Source organism: Sphingopyxis alaskensis RB2256 (assembly GCF_000013985.1).
In the GTDB taxonomy this organism is placed as follows: Bacteria; Pseudomonadota; Alphaproteobacteria; order Sphingomonadales; family Sphingomonadaceae; genus Sphingopyxis; species Sphingopyxis alaskensis.
In genome coordinates, this window is sequence record NC_008048.1 from 780,819 (window position 1) to 796,827 (window position 16,009).

The window sequence follows — 16,009 nt, forward strand, 5'->3', positions numbered from 1 at the left end:
GTCTTCGCGACGGATGGCTTGCGCCGATGCGCCGGGTTGGCGATAGACGGGCGCGACTCCCGCATTGCATGAGCGGGTGCCTGCGAAACCAAGGGGACAATCGATTCTGGCCAGAGACGACATCCGCCGCGAATGGGCCGATCATTATTGGTGGTCGCAGGACGGCGTCCGGCTGCACGCGCGCGTCTATCCCGCGGTTGATGCAAGTGAAAGCTCCCCGCCGATCCTGTGTATGCCAGGACTGGCGCGCAACGCGCGCGATTTCGAGGATTTGGCCCCGCATCTCGCGCAGCGGCGCCAGGTTATCGTGATCGAGTTTCGCGGTCGCGGCGAGAGCGCCTATGCCAGGGATCCGATGACCTATGTGCCGCTCACCTATGTGCAGGATGTCGTGGCGCTGCTGGACGATTTGGGCATTGCGCGCTTTGCGACGATCGGCACCTCGCTCGGCGGACTGGTGTCGATGCTGATGGCGGCGAGCCTGCCGGGGCGGATCGTCGGCGCGGTGCTCAACGATGTCGGACCCGAATTGCAGACCGCGGGGCTGGATCGCATCCGCGATTATATCGGCGCGGGCGGCAGTCAGCCGACATGGATGCACGCGGCGCGCGCCTTTGCCGAACTCAACGGCGCCATCTATCCGAACTATGGCATTCACGACTGGCTGCGGCTCACCAAGCGCACGCACAAGCTGACCCCCGAAGGGCGGATCGTTACCGATTATGACAAGCAGATCGCGGCGCCGCTGCGGGTGCCGAACGGCGGCGACGCGGGCCTCGACCTGTGGCCCGCCTATCGCGCGCTCGGCGCGGTGCCGCTGCTGATCCTGCGCGGTGCGCTGTCGGACATACTGGCGCGCAGTGCGGCGGAAAAAATGGCTGCCGAACTGCCCGGCGCGCGCTTCGTCGAGGTGCCGGGCGTCGGCCACGCACCGACGCTGGACGAGCCCGAAGCCCGCACCGCGATCGACGCATGGATGGCGGAGTTGCCGCGCGCGTGAACGCCGACCCACCCGAAAGATTGCGGCCGGTTCATATCCTGCACCTTCATTCGAGCTTCGCGCTCGGCGGCAAGGAGGCGCGCGCGGTCCGCCTGATGAACCTGATGCGCGCGCGTGCGGCGCACACGATATTGTCCGCTGTTCCGGGCGCGCTCGGCGCGCGTGACGCCATCGATTCCGGCATTGACGTGGACTTTCCCGCCGACGCGCCGCCGCTTCACGGAAAGCCGGGGCTGATCCGATACGGCAGGCTTGCGCATTACATGGGCCGCTTCGACCTTGTGCTCACCTATAATTGGGGGGCGATGGACGGAGTAATGGCCCATCGTTTGTGGGCGCCGTTCATGCGCCTGCCGCCGCTGATCCATCACGAGGACGGCTTCAACGAGGATGAAAGCATCCGGCGCGATTGGAAGCGGAACCTCTTTCGCCGCCTTGCGCTGCCGACCGTAGAGGCGCTCGCGGTACCCTCCGCCCTGCTGGAGCGCATCGCGGCCGACGAATGGGGCGCCCGCGAACGGACGGTGGTGATCCGCAACGGCATCGATACGGCATCCTACGAGGCTCCGCCTTCTGTCGCGATTCCGGGGCTGGAACGCCGTCCGGGCGATGTGGTGATCGGGACCATCGCCGGGCTGCGCAAGGTCAAGGATCTGCCGCGGCTGGTCCGCGCGGTCGCCACCCTGCCACCGAATGTCCGGCTGGTCATCGTTGGCGAAGGCCCCGAACGCGACGCGATCAGGGCGGCGGCGGCGACGTGCGGCCTGGCGGAGCGGCTCGTGATGCCCGGCTTCATGCCTGAACCTGCGCGCTGGATCGGCCATTTCGACCTGCTCGCGCTGTCGTCGCTCAGCGAACAGGCGCCGATTGCAGTGATCGAGGCGATGGCGGCGGCGCTGCCGGTGGTCAGCCCGGCGGTCGGCGACGTCACCGCGATGGTCTCCGATATGAACCGCCGTTTCATCACCGATGACGAGGCGGGCTTTCGCGCCGCGCTTGCCCGCATGGTGGGTGACAGCGCGTTGCGCAGGGCGGTCGGAGAGGAAAACCGGCGCGTCGCGACCGAATACTTCGACGAATCAACGATGGCCGCCGCCTATGAAAAGCTCTATGCTCGCGCACTCGAAGGCTATGGCCTGTTCAGCGGGCGCCGGATCGGCGTCGATTGACAAAGGAGCCCGATATCCGCTTACGGAAAGGGCAAAGGGGGTCGGCGCGCGCTCGCGCACCGGCGGAGAGAGAGAAGGTTTAGCGTGTTCAAAGGTTTGAAGCCCATCCTTTACGGCGGGCGTGAAGTGTGGCCGCTGGTCGAAGGCGGCAAGGGCGTGTCGGCGACGAACCACAGGTCGAGTGGCGCCTGGGCCGCGGCGGGCGGCATCGGCACCGTTTCGGCGGTCAACGCCGACAGCTATGACGCCGAAGGCAAGATCATACCGCAAATCTATCGCGCGCTCACCCGCAAGGAGCGGCACGAAGAGCTGATCGCCTACGCCATCGACGGCGCGGTCGAGCAGGTCAGGCGCGCGCACGACATCGCGGGCGGCAAGGGCGCGATCAACATCAACGTGCTGTGGGAAATGGGCGGAGCGCAGCAGGTGCTCGAAGGCGTGCTCGAACGCGCCAGGGGCCTCGTCACCGGCGTCACCTGCGGCGCGGGGATGCCCTATAAGCTCAGCGAGATCGCGGCGCGGCACAATGTTCATTATCTGCCGATCATCTCGTCGGCGCGCGCCTTTCGGGCGCTGTGGAAGCGCGCCTATCACAAGGTCGCCGACCTGATGGCGGCGGTGGTCTATGAAGACCCGTGGCTCGCGGGCGGGCACAACGGCCTGTCGAACGCCGAAGACCCGCTGAAGCCCGAGGCGCCCTATCCGCGCGTCAAGGCGCTGCGCGACACGATGCGCGCCGAGGGGATTTCGGACGATGTGCCGATCGTGATGGCGGGCGGCGTCTGGTATCTGCGCGACTGGGACGACTGGATCGACAACCCCGAACTCGGCCAGATCGCGTTCCAGTACGGCACGCGGCCGCTGCTGACCGAGGAAAGCCCGATCCCGCAGGCGTGGAAGGACCGCCTTCGCACCCTCGACGAGGGCGACGTGCTCCTCCACCGCTTCTCGCCCACCGGATTCTATTCGAGCGCGGTGCGCAATCCCTTCCTGCGCGACCTCGAAGCGCGCTCGGAACGCCAGATTCCCTATTCGAAGCAGGAAGCGGGCGACCATGTCGTGCAGCTCGACGTGGGCGTAAAGGGCAAGAATTTCTGGGTGACGCCGCATGACCGCGACCGCGCGCGCGACTGGTATGCCGAAGGTTATACCGAGGCGCTGAAAACCCCCGACAATACGGTGGTGTTCGTGACCGAGGCCGACAAGGCGACGATCCGCAAGGACCAGGCCGACTGCATGGGCTGCCTGTCGCACTGTGGCTTTTCGGCGTGGAAGGACCATGACGATTACACGACCGGCTACCTCGCCGATCCGCGCAGCTTCTGCATCCAGAAAACGCTGCAGGACATCGCGCACGGCGGCGACGTCGAACAGAATCTGATGTTCGCTGGCCACGCCGCGTTCAATTTCAAGACCGATCCCTTTTATTCGAACAACTTCACACCAACGGTGAAGCAGCTGGTTGACCGGATTCTGACGGGGGACTGACGAGCGTCTTCCCTTTCCACGAGCGGACGGAACATGGTGACATGAAGCGCATCTGGCGAATGGCGGCGGTCGCTGCGGTGTTGGCGATCGGCCCGTTCGGCTCGGATGGCGCGCGTGCGGAAACGCCCGCCGAGCGGGCGTGGCGAAACTATGAGCAGCTTCGCAGCGGTGCAAAGAAGCCAAGCGATCTGAGCGACGTCGAGCGACGCGAAATCATGGCTCTCTTGCAACGGATGCGTAAAGATCGGGATGCCGACCGGCGCACGCCGCGACAACGCTGTATCGATGAAGAAATCGAACGCGAAGGCGGAAGTCCAAGCGACTTGGCGATGCGGGTGATCGACCTCAAATGTAGTCAGCGCTAAGTCCCAAACGGGAAAGCGAATTGGGACTGGATGGTGGGCTTAGGCCCACCCCTCCAGCACCTGATCGGGCGGCCGGTGCCCGTCGCACCAGGCGCGGATATTGGCGATCACCTTTTCGCCCGACGCTTCGCGCCCCTCGATCGTCGCTGAACCCAGATGCGGGAGCAGCACGACATTCTGGAGCGCGAGCAGCGCGGGATCGACCGCGGGTTCGTGGGTATAGACGTCGAGCCCGGCCCCGGCGATGCGCCCGGTCTGGAGCGCCGCGATCAGCGCCTTTTCATCGACGATCTCGCCACGCGCGGTGTTGATGAGGTAGGCGGTCGGTTTCATCGCGCCGATGCGCGCGGCGTTGACCATCTCGTGCGTTTCGGCGGTGTGCGGACAGTGGATCGTCACCACGTCGCTGATGCGCAGCAGCGTATCGACGCTGGCATGATAGCTCGCGCCCAGCTCTTCCTCGATCGCCTCAGGCAGGCGCCGACGGTTGTGATAATGGATCGACAGGCCGAACGCGCGCGCGCGCCGCGCGACCGCCAGGCCGATGCGTCCCATGCCGATGATCCCGAGCAATTTGCCGCCGACGCGGTGACCCAGCATCGCGCTCGGCGCCCAGCCGGCCCACTTGCCCGACCGCATCAGCTTTTCGCCCTCGGCCAGGCGGCGCGGAACGCTGAGGATCAGCGCCATCGTCATGTCGGCGGTGTCCTCGGTAAAGACGCCGGGCGTATTCGACACCATGATGCCCTTCGCGCGCGCTGCGGCGAGGTCGATATGGTCGACCCCGGCGCCGAAATTGGCGATCAGCTTCAGCCGGTCGCCCGCCGCCCCGATCACTTCGGCGTCGATCGTGTCGGTCACCGTCGGCACGAGCACGTCGCAATCGGCGACCGCGGCCTTCAGCTCGTCCTTTGTAAAGGCATGGTCGTGCGCCGACAGTGCGACATCGAACAATTCGGCCATGCGCGCCTCGACATGCGGCATCAACTGGCGGGTGACGATGACGCGCGGGCGTTTCGGGCGGGAAGAATCGGGCATGGCCGCCGATAGAGCGCGCCAGCGTGGAGGGGTCAAGGGGGCAGGCGGGGTCAAGCCTGTGGACGACCGGCTTTGTGTCCCATGCGGCCGGTTGATAATGCGCTGCGACTTTGACAAGGGAAGGCGATGACCAGCCGAAAACTCGCCCTGATCTTGTTCTGCCTTGCCGCCGCGGCACCGGCATCGGCGCAATCAGACCCCGAATTACCCTATTGGGCCTCGATCAGCGTCGACGAGGCGCGGATGCGCAAGGGACCGTCAATCGACGTGCCCGTGCTATGGGAGTATCGCCGCAAGGATTTGCCGGTGAAAGTGATCGCGCGTCACGAAAACTGGCGCCGCGTCGAGGATCCCGACGGCGCGCGCGGCTGGATGGCGGCGCGGCTTCTGAGCCGCACGCGTACCGCGATCGTCACCGGCGCGATCCGCCCGATGCGTGAGGAACCGAGTACGACCGCGGCGGTCGCCTATCGTGCCGCACCCGGCGTCGTCGGTCGGATAACCGATTGCCAGAACGGCTGGTGCCGCTTCGACGTCAAGGGGCGCAAGGGCTGGATCCAGACCGATCATATCTGGGGTGATTGACGGCAGCGGGGTGTGGGGGTTTCGACCGATTGCGGACCTTTATTCCATCGTCATCCCGGCGAAGGCCGGGATCTCACCCTTTCGGTTTGCCGCACCGGCGAGATCCCGGCCTTCGCCGGGATGACGAACAGGGAAAGGTTGGGAATCCAATCCAAAGCAGTCATCAAACCCGCCGACAAAAAAGAATGCCGGACGGTCGCCCGCCCGGCCCTCTTCGTCATCCGCAGGGACTCAACGCCAGCGGAAATGGTTGCGATAGAGGCGGATCACCTTGCCGCTGCGCACATTGACCAGCAACAGGTCATTATAGTGGCGCACATAGACCAGGTTGCGGCCCGCGCGTGGCACGCCCCAGCGGCTGTCCCACGCGGGGCGATAGGCGGGCGCATAATAGGCGGGGCGCAGCGTCGTGCCGATGCGGAACGACTGATAGCGGAAAGGCGCGCGGTAATGCTGGTAGCGTTTGTCGCGGCGCCAGTCGCGCTGGCTGTCGCGCAGGTCGCGGCGCGCGTCATTATATTCGCGCCGTTCCTCGCGGATGTCGCCGCGGTCGCCATAGCGCAGCGCATCACGATATTCGCGCCGCTCCTCGCGCACTTCGCGGCGGTCTTCGCGGATTTCGCGGGTCTGCGCCTGCGCTGCGGCCGGAACGATCATCGCGGCGATCAGGCCGGCGGCGAGATATTGCATCTTCTTCATGGTGCCATTCCTTTCAAATCCGTCAGGGGGGAGACAGGATCTGCCCGACGACGGATGGAGGAATAGGTGATTCGATTTGAACGGACGCGGAATGCGCCGTTTATCTTCAGGACATTAGTGTCGCAAAGTGTCGCGGGAATAGGGATGGGAAGCACCGCGCCCGACTGTCGCCGCTGACCACAGCCGCGCCCCTGCCTTTGCAGGGGCACGGGCCAATTTACACCAGCTCGATCGCCACCGCGGTCGCTTCGCCGCCGCCGATGCACAGGCTGGCGATGCCGCGTTTTTTGCCGTGGCGTTGCAGCGCCGCGATCAGCGTGGTGATGATGCGCGTGCCGCTGGCGCCGATCGGATGACCGAGCGCGGTCGCGCCGCCGTGGACGTTGATCTTGTCGTGCGGAATGCCCAGGTCGTGCATCGCGAACATCGCCACACACGCGAACGCTTCATTGACCTCGAACAGGTCGACGTCGCCGATCGACCAGCCAGTCCTGGCGAGCAGCTTGTTGATCGCACCGACGGGGGCGACGGTGAAATCCTTGGGCTCCTGGGCGTGCGCGGCGTGCGCGACGAGCCGCGCGACGGGCTTTGCGCCCTTGGCGTCGGCGACCGACTGGCGCGTCAGCACGACCGCGGCGGCGCCGTCCGAAATCGACGAACTGGTCGCCGCGGTGATCGTACCGTCCTTGGCAAAGGCGGGCTTGAGCGTCGGGATCTTGTCGGGCATCGCCTTGCCCGGCGCTTCGTCGGTGTCGACGACGACGTCGCCCCTGCGGCCCGAAATCGTCACCGGGGCGATTTCGGCGACGAAGGCGCCTTCGGCGATCGCGGCCTTGGCGCGGCTCAGCGACGTCAGCGTGTAATCGTCCATCGCCTGGCGGCTGAGCTGATAGGCGTCGGCGGTGTCCTGCGCAAAGGTGCCCATTGCGCGGCCCGCGTCATAGGCGTCCTCCAGCCCGTCGAGGAACATATGGTCATAGGCCGTATCGTGGCCGATGCGCGCGCCCGAGCGATGCTTCTTGAGCAGATAGGGTGCATTGGTCATCGACTCCATGCCACCCGCGACGATCAACTCGACGCTGCCCGCGGCGAGCGCTTCGGCGCCCATGATGACCGTTTGCATCCCCGAACCGCAGACCTTGTTCACGGTCGTCGCCTGCACCGATTTGGGCAGGCCTGCCTTGATCGCGGCCTGGCGCGCGGGCGCCTGACCCAGCCCGGCGGGGAGGACGCAGCCCATATAGATGCGCTCGATGTCGTCGCCGCTGACGCCTGCGCGCTCGACCGCCGCCTTCACCGCGGTCGCGCCGAGGTCGGTCGCGCTCGCATCCGACAGGCTGCCTTGCATGCTGCCCATCGGGGTGCGCGCATAGGAGAGGAAAACGACGGGATCGGTGGCGGTCATGGCAAAAGACTCCGTAAGGGAAAGCAATGTCGGAGGCCCGATTAGCGGCTTTGCTGCAATTGCGAAAGGGGCAGCGCCAAGATGGGAAGCGCGTTTCATCTTGCAACCCGCCGCGCGCCATGGTCAAACATGCCGAAATCAATGGGGAGACGGGTCATGGCTACCGCAGTCAGGCAGGATATCGCGGGCGAAACGGCGCGGATGCAGGCGGTTCTCGCGGCTCAGAAGGCGAGCTTTACCGCGGCGATGCCCGAAAGCCTTGCGGTTCGCACCGACCGTATCGACCGTGCGATCGCTTTGCTGGTCGATCATGCCGAGGATTTTGCGAGGGCGGTGAGCGAGGATTTCGGCCACCGCAGCCGCGAGCAGACGCTGATGACCGACATCATGCCCTCGGTCAGCGCGCTCAAACATGCGAGAAAACACATGGCAAGCTGGGCGAAGGGCGAAAAGCGCAAGCCCATGTTCCCGCTCGGCCTGCTCGGCGCGAAGGCCGAGGTCGTCTATCAGCCGAAAGGCGTCGTCGGGGTCGTCGCGCCGTGGAACTTCCCCGTCGGCATGGTGTTCGTGCCGATGGCGGGCATCCTCGCGGCGGGCAACCGCGCGATGATCAAGCCGTCGGAGTTCACCGAAAATGTTTCGGCGCTGATGGCGCGGCTCGTCCCCGACTATTTCGACGAGAGCGAGATGGCGGTGTTCACCGGCGATGCCGAGGTGGGGATCGCCTTTTCCAGGCTCGCCTTCGACCATATGATCTTCACCGGCGCGACGAGCGTGGGGCGCCACATCATGCGCGCCGCGGCCGATAATCTTGTCCCCGTGACGCTCGAACTCGGCGGCAAGTCGCCGACCTTCATCGGGCGCAGCGCGAACAAGGAGCTGGTCGGCCAGCGCGTCGCGCTCGGCAAGATGATGAACGCGGGGCAGATATGCCTTGCCCCCGACTATCTGCTCGTCGCCGAGGATCAGGAGGGCGAGGTGATCGACAGCGTGGCCAGGGGCGCCGCCGCGCTCTATCCGACCTTGTTGTCGAACGACGATTATACGTCGGTGGTGAACACCCGCAATTACGACCGCCTGCAATCCTATCTCGCCGACGCGCGCGACAAGGGCGCCGAGGTGATCGAGGTCAATCCGGGGCAAGAGGATTTCGCGAGCGCCAATGGCCACAAGATGCCGCTTCATATCGTGCGTGGCCCCACCGACGAGATGAAGGTGATGCAGGAGGAAATCTTCGGTCCCATCCTGCCGGTCAAGACCTACCGGAATATCGACGAGGCCATCGACTATGTGAATGCGCACGACCGTCCCTTGGGCCTCTATTATTTCGGGCAGGACAAGAGCGAGGAGGAGCGCGTGCTCACCCGCACCATCTCGGGCGGGGTGACGGTCAATGACGTGCTGTTCCACAACGCGATGGAGGATCTGCCCTTTGGCGGCATCGGTCCGTCGGGCATGGGCAATTACCACGGGATCGACGGTTTTCGCACCTTCAGCCACGCGCGTGCCGTCTATCGCCAGCCGAAGCTCGACGTCGCGGGCCTTGCGGGGTTCAAGCCGCCCTATGGCAAGGCAACGGCAAAGACGCTGGCAAAGGAATTGAAGAAGTAGAGGGCCTCCGTCTCGTCATTGCGAGGAGCGAAGCGACGCGGCAATCGCCAGCCATCGGGATGCGCTGGCACGTTATCCGGAGATTGCTTCGCTTCGCTCGCAATGACGCAGTATCAGGCAGTTGGCCTCAATCCGCTCCCGCGATCTTGATGTCCTTGCCCAGCAAGGTCTTCACATAGACCCGCTGCACCAGCACAAAGACCACCACCGTCAGCGGCGCGGCAAGCAGCACGCCGAGGAAGCCGAACAGCAGGCCCGCCGCGACGACCGCAAACAACAACACGGCGGGCGGCACGTCGACCGCCTGTTTCTGGATCATCGGTTGCAGGAAATTGCCCTGGAGCTGCTGGATGACGAGGAACAGGATCAGCGTCCACAGCGCGGTCATCGGCGACACGGTGAAGGCGAGCAGCACGGCGGGAATGCCAGCGATGATCGGCCCGATCATCGGGATGACGTCGAGCAGGCCGGCGATCAGGCCGAGCCCACCCGCCGCGGGCACACCGAGCAGCGCAAGCCCGGCCCATGTCAAAGCCGCGACGACGAGCGAGGATACCGCCTGTCCGATCATCCAGCCCTTCAACCCGCGCGCGGCATCATCGAGCGCCAGCGCGGCGGTCGCTTCGGCCCGCGCGGGCACCAGCAACAGCAGGCCGCGGCGATAGGTCGCGGGATCGCTGGCGAGGAAAATCCCCGCGACGAGGACGAGCACGAAATCGGCGATGCCGCTGCCCGCGGCGAGCGCATAGCCCCCGGCTTGCGAGACGAGCTGCGAAATATCCTCGCTCCCCACTTCGGCGAGTTCGCGCACGCGCGCGCCGAGGCCATAGCGGTCGAGGAAGGCCTCGACCCCGCGCAGCGCTTGCGGCACCTGCTCGCGGATTGTGTCGATCTCGCGCGCGAGCTGCGATCCGAAGAGGATGAAGGCGCCGGCAAAGACGGCGACGATGCCCGCGACCGACAGCGCGAGGGCGATGCCGCGCCCGACGCGCGCGCGGCGCACGAGCCAGCTCGCGATCGCATCGAATACCGCACCGAGCACGACCGCGGCGAACACCAGCATGAAAAAGCGCGTCAGGCTGACCGCGAGCCACGCCACCCCTGCGATGGCGATCACGATCACCGCCGCCATCGCGACGCGGCCAGCGCTGACAGCGGGCGCGGGCGACGCCTTGGCGCGCGCGGCGGCGGACGGGGCGAGGGACGCCTTGATCTTATCGGTCATGCGCCTCTCTTATGCACGAAGCCGCTTATCCACTAGACGAAAAGCATCTTTCTGTGGCAACGGCGGCCCGCAGCGTCGAAAGCGCGGGAATCACCGTCCGCGCCAATGCTGTCCACGGGCCCCTGTGGTGAAATTGGTAGACGCGCTCGACTCAAAATCGAGTTCCGCAAGGAGTGCTGGTTCGAGTCCGGCCAGGGGCACCACCGCCGCCGTCAGTCGCGGCGGAGAGTTTCCAGTTATCGGGATGGATATGCAGATCGACAGACGCGGGTTCGTGAACGGGGCGCTCGGTGGTGGGGCGCTCGCGGCGCTCGCGGCCTGCTATCCGGCGTGGGCGCAGCCGGTATCGGCTGGGATCGCGCCGCCGCTGCCCAGCGTGTCGGGCACCGACATCCGGCTGCGCATTGCGCGTCAGACGCTGCGCGTCGACGGCAAGGTCACGCGGGCGATCGGCATCAACGGCACCGTGCCGGGTCCGCTGATCCGGCTGAAGGAGGGGCAGCAGGCGCGGCTCACCGTCGTCAACGACCTCGACGAGGATAGTTCGATCCACTGGCACGGGCTGATCCTGCCCTTCCACATGGACGGCGTGCCGGGGGTGAGCTTTCCGGGCATCAAGCCCCGTTCGACCTTCGTTTACGAGTTTCCCGTCGTCCAGTCGGGGACCTATTGGTATCACAGCCATTCGGGGTTGCAGGAACAGCTTGGCCATTATGGTCCGATCGTCATCGACCCCGCCGATGCCGATCCTGTCGCCTTCGATCGCGAGCATGTGATCGTCCTGTCGGACCACAGCCGCCTGTCGCCGCACGAAATCTTTCGCAAGCTCAAGGTCAATCCGGGCCATTTCAACATGCAGCGTCAGACGCTCGCCGGATTGCTCGCGGGGGAGGACCAGCCGCTGAAGGAACGGCTGGCGTGGGGCGCGATGCGGATGGACCCCACCGACGTCGCCGACGTCAACGGTTCGACCTATACATTCCTCGTCAACGGCTATGGTCCGCAGGACAATTGGACCGCGCTGTTCCGCCCCGGCGAGCGCGTGCGGCTGCGCATCGTCAACGCTTCGGCGATGACGATCTTCAACGTTCGCATTCCGGGGCTGGCGATGACGGTGGTGCAGGCCGACGGGCTGAACGTCCGTCCCGTCGATGTCGAGGAGTTTCAGATCGGCGTTGCCGAAACTTATGATGTCGTCGTCACGCCCGTCGAGGACCGTGCCTATACGCTAGTCGCCGAGGCGAACGACCGCTCGGGGATGGCGCGCGCGACGCTGACGCCGCGCGCCGGGCTGTTCGCGCCCGTTCCCGCGTTGCGCGCCCGCCCGCTGGCGACGATGAAGGATATGGGAATGGGCAGCATGGCGGAGAGCGGCGGCGGCGATGGCGCCTGCACCGCCGAACATGCCGCGATGGGCCATTGCACCCCCGCGGGCGAGGGCGCGCACGCCGGTCATGGCGGCATGGACCACAATATGCGCGATTTCTCGGTTGCGCCGCAGGTCAAACGCGATCCCGGCGTCCAGTCGATTTCTCCCATGCCCGTCGACCGGATGGGCGAGCCGGGGCAGGGGCTGGAGGATGTCGGGCACCGCGTGCTCACCTATCACGACCTCGTCGCGCTCGACCGCAATCCCGATGTGCGCGCGCCTTCCCGCTCGCTCGACATCCACCTCACCGGCAATATGGAACGTTTCATGTGGTCGTTCGACGGGGTCAAGATGTCCGACCATCACGAGCCCATTCCCTTCACCCTGGGCGAGCGCGTGCGCGTGAACCTCATCAACGATTCGATGATGAGCCACCCCATTCACCTGCACGGTCACTTCTTCGAACTGGTGACGGGCAAGGGCGACCATGCGCCGCGCAAGCATACGGTGATAGTCCAGCCGGGCGGGATCGCGACCTTCGACTTCACCGCCGACGCGCTCGGCGACTGGGCCTTCCACTGCCACCTTCTCTATCACATGCACGCGGGCATGATGCGCGTCGTCAGCGTGCGGCCGAAGGGAGAGGCGGCGTGACGCGCGCGCTGCTGCTGGCCGGTCTGTCGCTTGGCATTTTTACCGCGTCCGCCGCGGCGCAGTCGCCCCATGGGGGGCATCATGCGCCGACTGCCGGGCCCAGCGCGGCGGCCGGGCAGACCGATCCGCTCTGCACTCCCGATCATGCCGCGATGGGGCATTGCACCCCGGCCGCCGACTCGCCCGCCGACACTTCGGGGGGAGCGGGCACCGACCTTCCTGCCGGGAACGCCCCGGCGCCGCCGCCGCCGCGCGACTGGTATGCCGACCGCTATTTCCCGAAAGCCGAGATGGATCATGCGCGCCACGCGATGATGGTCGAAAACGGCGGCCAGAGGGTCGGCTTCGTCAGCCTGAACCTTGCCGAATATCAGGCGCGCAAGGGCCGCGACGCTTTCCGCTGGGAGGGCGAGGCGTGGTATGGCGGCGACATCCACCGGCTGACCATCAAGAGCGAGGGCGAAACGGTGTTCGGCGAAGGCGTCGAAGCTGCCGAGGCGCAACTGCTCTACAGCCGCGCGATCGGACCCTATTTCAACGCGCAGGCGGGGATCAGGCAGGATTTCGGGCATGGCGCCGACCGCACCCATGCGGTGATCGGGGTCGAAGGACTGGCGCCTTACTGGTTCGAGGCCGAAGGGGCGCTGTTCCTGTCCGACAAGGGTGACCTCACCGCGCGGATCGAGGGCAGCTACGACCAGCGGATCACACAGAAGCTGATCCTCCAGCCAATGGCGGAGGTCAATCTCGCAGCGCAGGATGCCCCCGAAAGCGGGATCGGCGCGGGTCTGTCCGAAATCGAACTGGGCCTTCGCCTCCGCTACGAGATCGTCCGCGAGATCGCGCCCTATGTCGGCTTCGAATGGGCGCACAAGATCGGCGCGTCGGCGCGGTTTGCGCGCGCCGATGGTGAAGAGGTCGACAGTTTGGGCATCGTCGCCGGGGTGAAGCTCTGGTTCTGAGACGCTGTGCGCGCTGCCGCGTCGTGTGTCCCAAAAAAGGGCGGCCCGTTACCGGACCGCCCCTTTGGTTCCGCAATGATCCGCCCGATCAGCGCGAATAGAATTCGACGACCAGATTAGGCTCCATCTTCACCGGATAAGGCACTTCGTCGAGCGTCGGCACGCGGACATAGGTGGCCTTGGTGCCGTCGACCGCCAGATATTCGGGCAGGTCGCGCTCGGGCAGGCTCTGCGCTTCGGCGACGAGCGCCATTTCCTGCGCCTTCTTGCCCAGGGTGATTTCGTCACCCGGTTTCACGAGGCGGCTGGCAATGTTGCACTTGACGCCGTTGACATAGACGTGGCCGTGACTGACGAGCTGGCGCGCCGAGAAGATGGTCGGCGTGAACTTGGCGCGATAGACCACCGCATCGAGGCGGCGTTCGAGCAGGCCGATCAGGTTCTGACCGGTATCGCCCTTCATCCGCGACGCTTCGATATAATTCTTCTTGAACTGCTTTTCGGTGATGTCGCCGTAATAGCCCTTGAGCTTCTGCTTCGCGCGGAGCTGGATGCCGAAGTCCGACATCTTGCCCTTGCGGCGCTGGCCGTGCTGGCCGGGGCCATATTCGCGGCGGTTGACCGGGCTCTTCGGGCGACCCCAGATATTTTCGCCCATCCGGCGGTCGAGTTTATACTTGGCGCTCTGGCGCTTCGACATTGTCGTCTCCAATTTGCTGTTTGCCGAGGGATTTCGGCGGTTCCCGGGTCGCACCGCACGGGCCGGGCCGTGCGCGACCACCGCTTCACCGGGGTGCGGGGTCAATTTGCGAAGGCGCGCGGTTAGACGGGACGCGTCGCAAAGTCAAGCGCTGCGCCCGCGCTCGACAGTGGCGAAAAAGCCGCTAAAGGCTGCGCGCATGACGACCGCCAAACCTCCCGATCAATGCGAATCCATGGCCGATGTCCGCGCCGGGGTCGATGCGGTCGATCGCGACCTCGTCGCGCTGCTGGTTCGCCGCTTCGCCTATATGGACGCCGCGGCGCGGATCAAGACCGACCGCGGCACCGTCCGCGACGAAGCGCGCAAGGCGGAAGTGCTCGACAATGTCGCGCGCGCGGCCGAAGCCGCGGGACTGGAACCCGCGCGGCTGCGCGCGGTGTGGAACGAGCTGGTCGAACAATCAATCGCCTATGAGGCGGTTCAGTGGGATCGCCTGCGCGCCGATAACTGAGCGGTTTTCGCTTCAGCGCGTTCTTGGCGCCCGGCCAAGAGCCACAATGATTCCGTGCATCATCCGGATGTCGTTGTGCGACCAGCCCGTCTTGGTGAGCGTCGTGCGCAGCGCGCGGAGCGTCGCGTCGCGGCGTTCGGGCGGGAAAAAATAGCCGCTCTGGTCAAGGTCGCGCACGAAGTGCCCGATCAGCTCTTCGAGCTCGCCGTGCGGGGCGGGCGGATCGAGCGGCACTTCGGGCGGGCTGGCGAGCGCAACATGGCCGTCGCCGGGCACATGTTTCGACCATTCATAGGCGAGCAGAATGACCGCCTGCGCCAGATTCAGCGAACCGAAGGCCGGATTGATCGGCACCGTGACGATCGCGTGCGCCAGTGCGACATCGTCGGTTTCGAGCCCCGATCGTTCGGGGCCGAAGACATAGGCCGAACGCCCCGGCTGGGCGTGGACCTTCTGCGCGGCCGCTTCGGGCGTGAGCACCGCTTTGGTGACGCCGCGCTTGCGCACCGTGGTGGCATAAATGTCCGTGCAGTCGGCGACCGCCTCGGCCAGCGTTTCAAAAACCCTTGCGCCCGCAAGCACGACGTCGGCCCCGGCTGACGCAGGCCCGGCATCTGGATTGGGCCAGCCGTCGCGCGGGCTGACGAGGCGCAGTTCGGTCAGCCCGAAATTGAGCATGGCCCGCGCCGCCTTGCCGATATTCTCGCCAAGCTGCGGTCGGACGAGGACGATGACGGGGGGCGGGGCAGCCGCGGTCATTTGATCGGCCGCGCCGCCTCGGTGATCGTCGAGGCGAACTCTTCGAAATCCCTGGCTTCGGTGAAATCGCGGTAGACGCTGGCGAAGCGGATATAGGCGACATTGTCGAAGCCCTTGAGCGCTTCCATCACCATCGCGCCGATCTGCGATGCCTGCACCTCATTCTCGCCCGATGTTTCGAGCTGGCGCTGGATGCCCGATACCAGCCGTTCGATCCGCGCGCCGTCGATCGGGCGCTTGCGGCATGCGATCTGGACGCTGCGCATCAGTTTTTCGCGATCGAACGGCTCGCGCGTCCCGCCGGCCTTGATCACCACGACCTCGCGCAGCTGGATGCGCTCGAACGTCGTGAAGCGCGCGCCGCAATCCTCGCACTGGCGGCGGCGGCGGATCGCCGCGCCATCTTCGGTCGGACGGCTGTCCTTGACCTGGCTGTCTTCATGGCCGCAATAAGGACACCGCATGG

Annotated in this window: 16 protein-coding genes and 1 tRNA gene; 10 read left to right on the top strand and 7 right to left on the bottom strand. The window is 65.8% G+C overall.

Features of this window, described 5'->3' with window-relative positions; genetic code table 11:
- Positions 1 to 76: 76 nt before the first annotated feature.
- The 4 genes from SALA_RS03890 (at position 77) to SALA_RS03905 (ending at position 4,022) form a co-directional block, all read left to right on the top strand.
- Positions 77 to 1,000: an alpha/beta fold hydrolase gene (locus SALA_RS03890; RefSeq protein ID WP_011541084.1), complete on the top strand. Its 924-nt coding sequence runs from the start codon at positions 77 to 79 to the stop codon at positions 998 to 1,000.
- Positions 997 to 2,169, top strand: a complete 1,173-nt coding sequence (locus SALA_RS03895; RefSeq protein WP_011541085.1) for a glycosyltransferase family 4 protein — start codon at positions 997 to 999, stop codon at positions 2,167 to 2,169. The genes SALA_RS03890 and SALA_RS03895 overlap by 4 nt, the downstream gene beginning before the upstream one ends.
- An 84-nt stretch (positions 2,170 to 2,253) precedes the next feature.
- Positions 2,254 to 3,657, top strand: coding sequence for an NAD(P)H-dependent flavin oxidoreductase (locus tag SALA_RS03900; protein ID WP_011541086.1), 1,404 nt, complete (start codon positions 2,254 to 2,256; stop codon positions 3,655 to 3,657).
- A gap of 41 nt (positions 3,658 to 3,698) precedes the next feature.
- Positions 3,699 to 4,022 carry a hypothetical protein gene (locus SALA_RS03905; RefSeq protein WP_011541087.1) on the top strand — a complete coding sequence of 108 codons (324 nt, stop codon included), beginning with the start codon at positions 3,699 to 3,701 and terminating at the stop codon, positions 4,020 to 4,022.
- A gap of 39 nt (positions 4,023 to 4,061) precedes the next feature.
- Here the strand turns inward: SALA_RS03905 and SALA_RS03910 are convergent, their stop codons facing one another.
- On the bottom strand, positions 4,062 to 5,060 hold the full coding sequence (locus SALA_RS03910) for a 2-hydroxyacid dehydrogenase (RefSeq protein WP_011541088.1): 999 nt from the start codon (positions 5,058 to 5,060) through the stop codon (positions 4,062 to 4,064).
- A 126-nt stretch (positions 5,061 to 5,186) separates the two neighbouring features.
- Between SALA_RS03910 and SALA_RS03915 the strand changes: the two genes are divergently transcribed.
- Positions 5,187 to 5,645 (top strand): SH3 domain-containing protein, encoded by a 459-nt coding sequence (locus SALA_RS03915; protein ID WP_041383076.1) that lies wholly within the window; start codon positions 5,187 to 5,189, stop codon positions 5,643 to 5,645.
- A 231-nt stretch (positions 5,646 to 5,876) separates the two neighbouring features.
- Here the strand turns inward: SALA_RS03915 and SALA_RS03920 are convergent, their stop codons facing one another.
- Positions 5,877 to 6,344: a hypothetical protein gene (locus SALA_RS03920; RefSeq protein WP_011541090.1), complete on the bottom strand. Its 468-nt coding sequence runs from the start codon at positions 6,342 to 6,344 to the stop codon at positions 5,877 to 5,879.
- Between the two features lie 217 nt (positions 6,345 to 6,561).
- Complete coding sequence (locus tag SALA_RS03925; RefSeq protein WP_011541091.1) at positions 6,562 to 7,749, bottom strand: acetyl-CoA C-acyltransferase; 1,188 nt, start codon at positions 7,747 to 7,749, stop codon at positions 6,562 to 6,564.
- 156 nt (positions 7,750 to 7,905) lie between these two features.
- Here SALA_RS03925 and SALA_RS03930 point away from each other — a divergent pair, with 156 nt between their 5' ends.
- Entirely contained in the window at positions 7,906 to 9,360 is a 1,455-nt protein-coding gene (locus tag SALA_RS03930; protein WP_011541092.1) for a coniferyl aldehyde dehydrogenase, read from the top strand.
- Positions 9,361 to 9,487: 127 nt separating this feature from the next.
- On the opposite strand, the gene SALA_RS03935 is transcribed toward SALA_RS03930, so the two are convergent.
- Entirely contained in the window at positions 9,488 to 10,585 is a 1,098-nt protein-coding gene (locus tag SALA_RS03935) for an AI-2E family transporter (protein WP_011541093.1), read from the bottom strand.
- Between the two features lie 118 nt (positions 10,586 to 10,703).
- Between SALA_RS03935 and SALA_RS03940 the strand changes: the two genes are divergently transcribed.
- From SALA_RS03940 to SALA_RS03950, 3 genes are all read left to right on the top strand, one after another.
- Positions 10,704 to 10,788 (top strand) — tRNA-Leu (locus SALA_RS03940).
- Positions 10,789 to 10,829: 41 nt separating this feature from the next.
- Positions 10,830 to 12,608: a copper resistance system multicopper oxidase gene (locus tag SALA_RS03945; protein WP_084764665.1), complete on the top strand. Its 1,779-nt coding sequence runs from the start codon at positions 10,830 to 10,832 to the stop codon at positions 12,606 to 12,608.
- The gene (locus SALA_RS03950; RefSeq protein ID WP_011541095.1) at positions 12,605 to 13,570 is read left to right on the top strand and encodes a copper resistance protein B; all 966 of its coding nucleotides are present in this window, start codon (positions 12,605 to 12,607) and stop codon (positions 13,568 to 13,570) included. Before SALA_RS03945 ends, SALA_RS03950 begins: the two co-directional genes overlap by 4 nt.
- A gap of 88 nt (positions 13,571 to 13,658) precedes the next feature.
- Here the strand turns inward: SALA_RS03950 and rpsD are convergent, their stop codons facing one another.
- On the bottom strand, positions 13,659 to 14,270 hold the full coding sequence (gene rpsD / locus SALA_RS03955; protein ID WP_011541096.1) for a 30S ribosomal protein S4: 612 nt from the start codon (positions 14,268 to 14,270) through the stop codon (positions 13,659 to 13,661).
- A gap of 199 nt (positions 14,271 to 14,469) precedes the next feature.
- Here rpsD and SALA_RS03960 point away from each other — a divergent pair, with 199 nt between their 5' ends.
- A complete protein-coding gene (locus SALA_RS03960; RefSeq protein ID WP_041383077.1) occupies positions 14,470 to 14,784 on the top strand; it encodes a chorismate mutase in 315 nt (104 codons plus the stop codon).
- Between the two features lie 12 nt (positions 14,785 to 14,796).
- Here SALA_RS03960 and SALA_RS03965 read toward each other — a convergent pair whose 3' ends face one another.
- On the bottom strand, positions 14,797 to 15,543 hold the full coding sequence (locus SALA_RS03965) for an RNA methyltransferase (protein ID WP_011541098.1): 747 nt from the start codon (positions 15,541 to 15,543) through the stop codon (positions 14,797 to 14,799).
- Positions 15,540 to 16,007 (bottom strand): transcriptional regulator NrdR, encoded by a 468-nt coding sequence (nrdR, locus tag SALA_RS03970; protein WP_011541099.1) that lies wholly within the window; start codon positions 16,005 to 16,007, stop codon positions 15,540 to 15,542. The genes SALA_RS03965 and nrdR overlap by 4 nt, the downstream gene beginning before the upstream one ends.
- Between the last annotated feature and the right edge of the window lie 2 nt (positions 16,008 to 16,009).

What these genes read in the sequence shown, in the direction of transcription:
- SALA_RS03905 (WP_011541087.1), top strand. Translation starts at nt 3,699, where the DNA reads ATGAAGCGCATCTGGCGAATGGCGGCGGTCGCTGCGGTGTTGGCGATC.
- SALA_RS03910 (WP_011541088.1), bottom strand. Translation starts at nt 5,060, where the DNA reads ATGCCCGATTCTTCCCGCCCGAAACGCCCGCGCGTCATCGTCACCCGC.
- SALA_RS03915 (WP_041383076.1), top strand. Translation starts at nt 5,187, where the DNA reads ATGACCAGCCGAAAACTCGCCCTGATCTTGTTCTGCCTTGCCGCCGCG.
- SALA_RS03920 (WP_011541090.1), bottom strand. Translation starts at nt 6,344, where the DNA reads ATGAAGAAGATGCAATATCTCGCCGCCGGCCTGATCGCCGCGATGATC.
- SALA_RS03925 (WP_011541091.1), bottom strand. Translation starts at nt 7,749, where the DNA reads ATGACCGCCACCGATCCCGTCGTTTTCCTCTCCTATGCGCGCACCCCG.
- SALA_RS03930 (WP_011541092.1), top strand. Translation starts at nt 7,906, where the DNA reads ATGGCTACCGCAGTCAGGCAGGATATCGCGGGCGAAACGGCGCGGATG.
- SALA_RS03935 (WP_011541093.1), bottom strand. Translation starts at nt 10,585, where the DNA reads ATGACCGATAAGATCAAGGCGTCCCTCGCCCCGTCCGCCGCCGCGCGC.
- SALA_RS03945 (WP_084764665.1), top strand. Translation starts at nt 10,830, where the DNA reads ATGGATATGCAGATCGACAGACGCGGGTTCGTGAACGGGGCGCTCGGT.
- rpsD (WP_011541096.1), bottom strand. Translation starts at nt 14,270, where the DNA reads ATGTCGAAGCGCCAGAGCGCCAAGTATAAACTCGACCGCCGGATGGGC.
- SALA_RS03960 (WP_041383077.1), top strand. Translation starts at nt 14,470, where the DNA reads ATGACGACCGCCAAACCTCCCGATCAATGCGAATCCATGGCCGATGTC.
- SALA_RS03965 (WP_011541098.1), bottom strand. Translation starts at nt 15,543, where the DNA reads ATGACCGCGGCTGCCCCGCCCCCCGTCATCGTCCTCGTCCGACCGCAG.
- nrdR (WP_011541099.1), bottom strand. Translation starts at nt 16,007, where the DNA reads ATGCGGTGTCCTTATTGCGGCCATGAAGACAGCCAGGTCAAGGACAGC.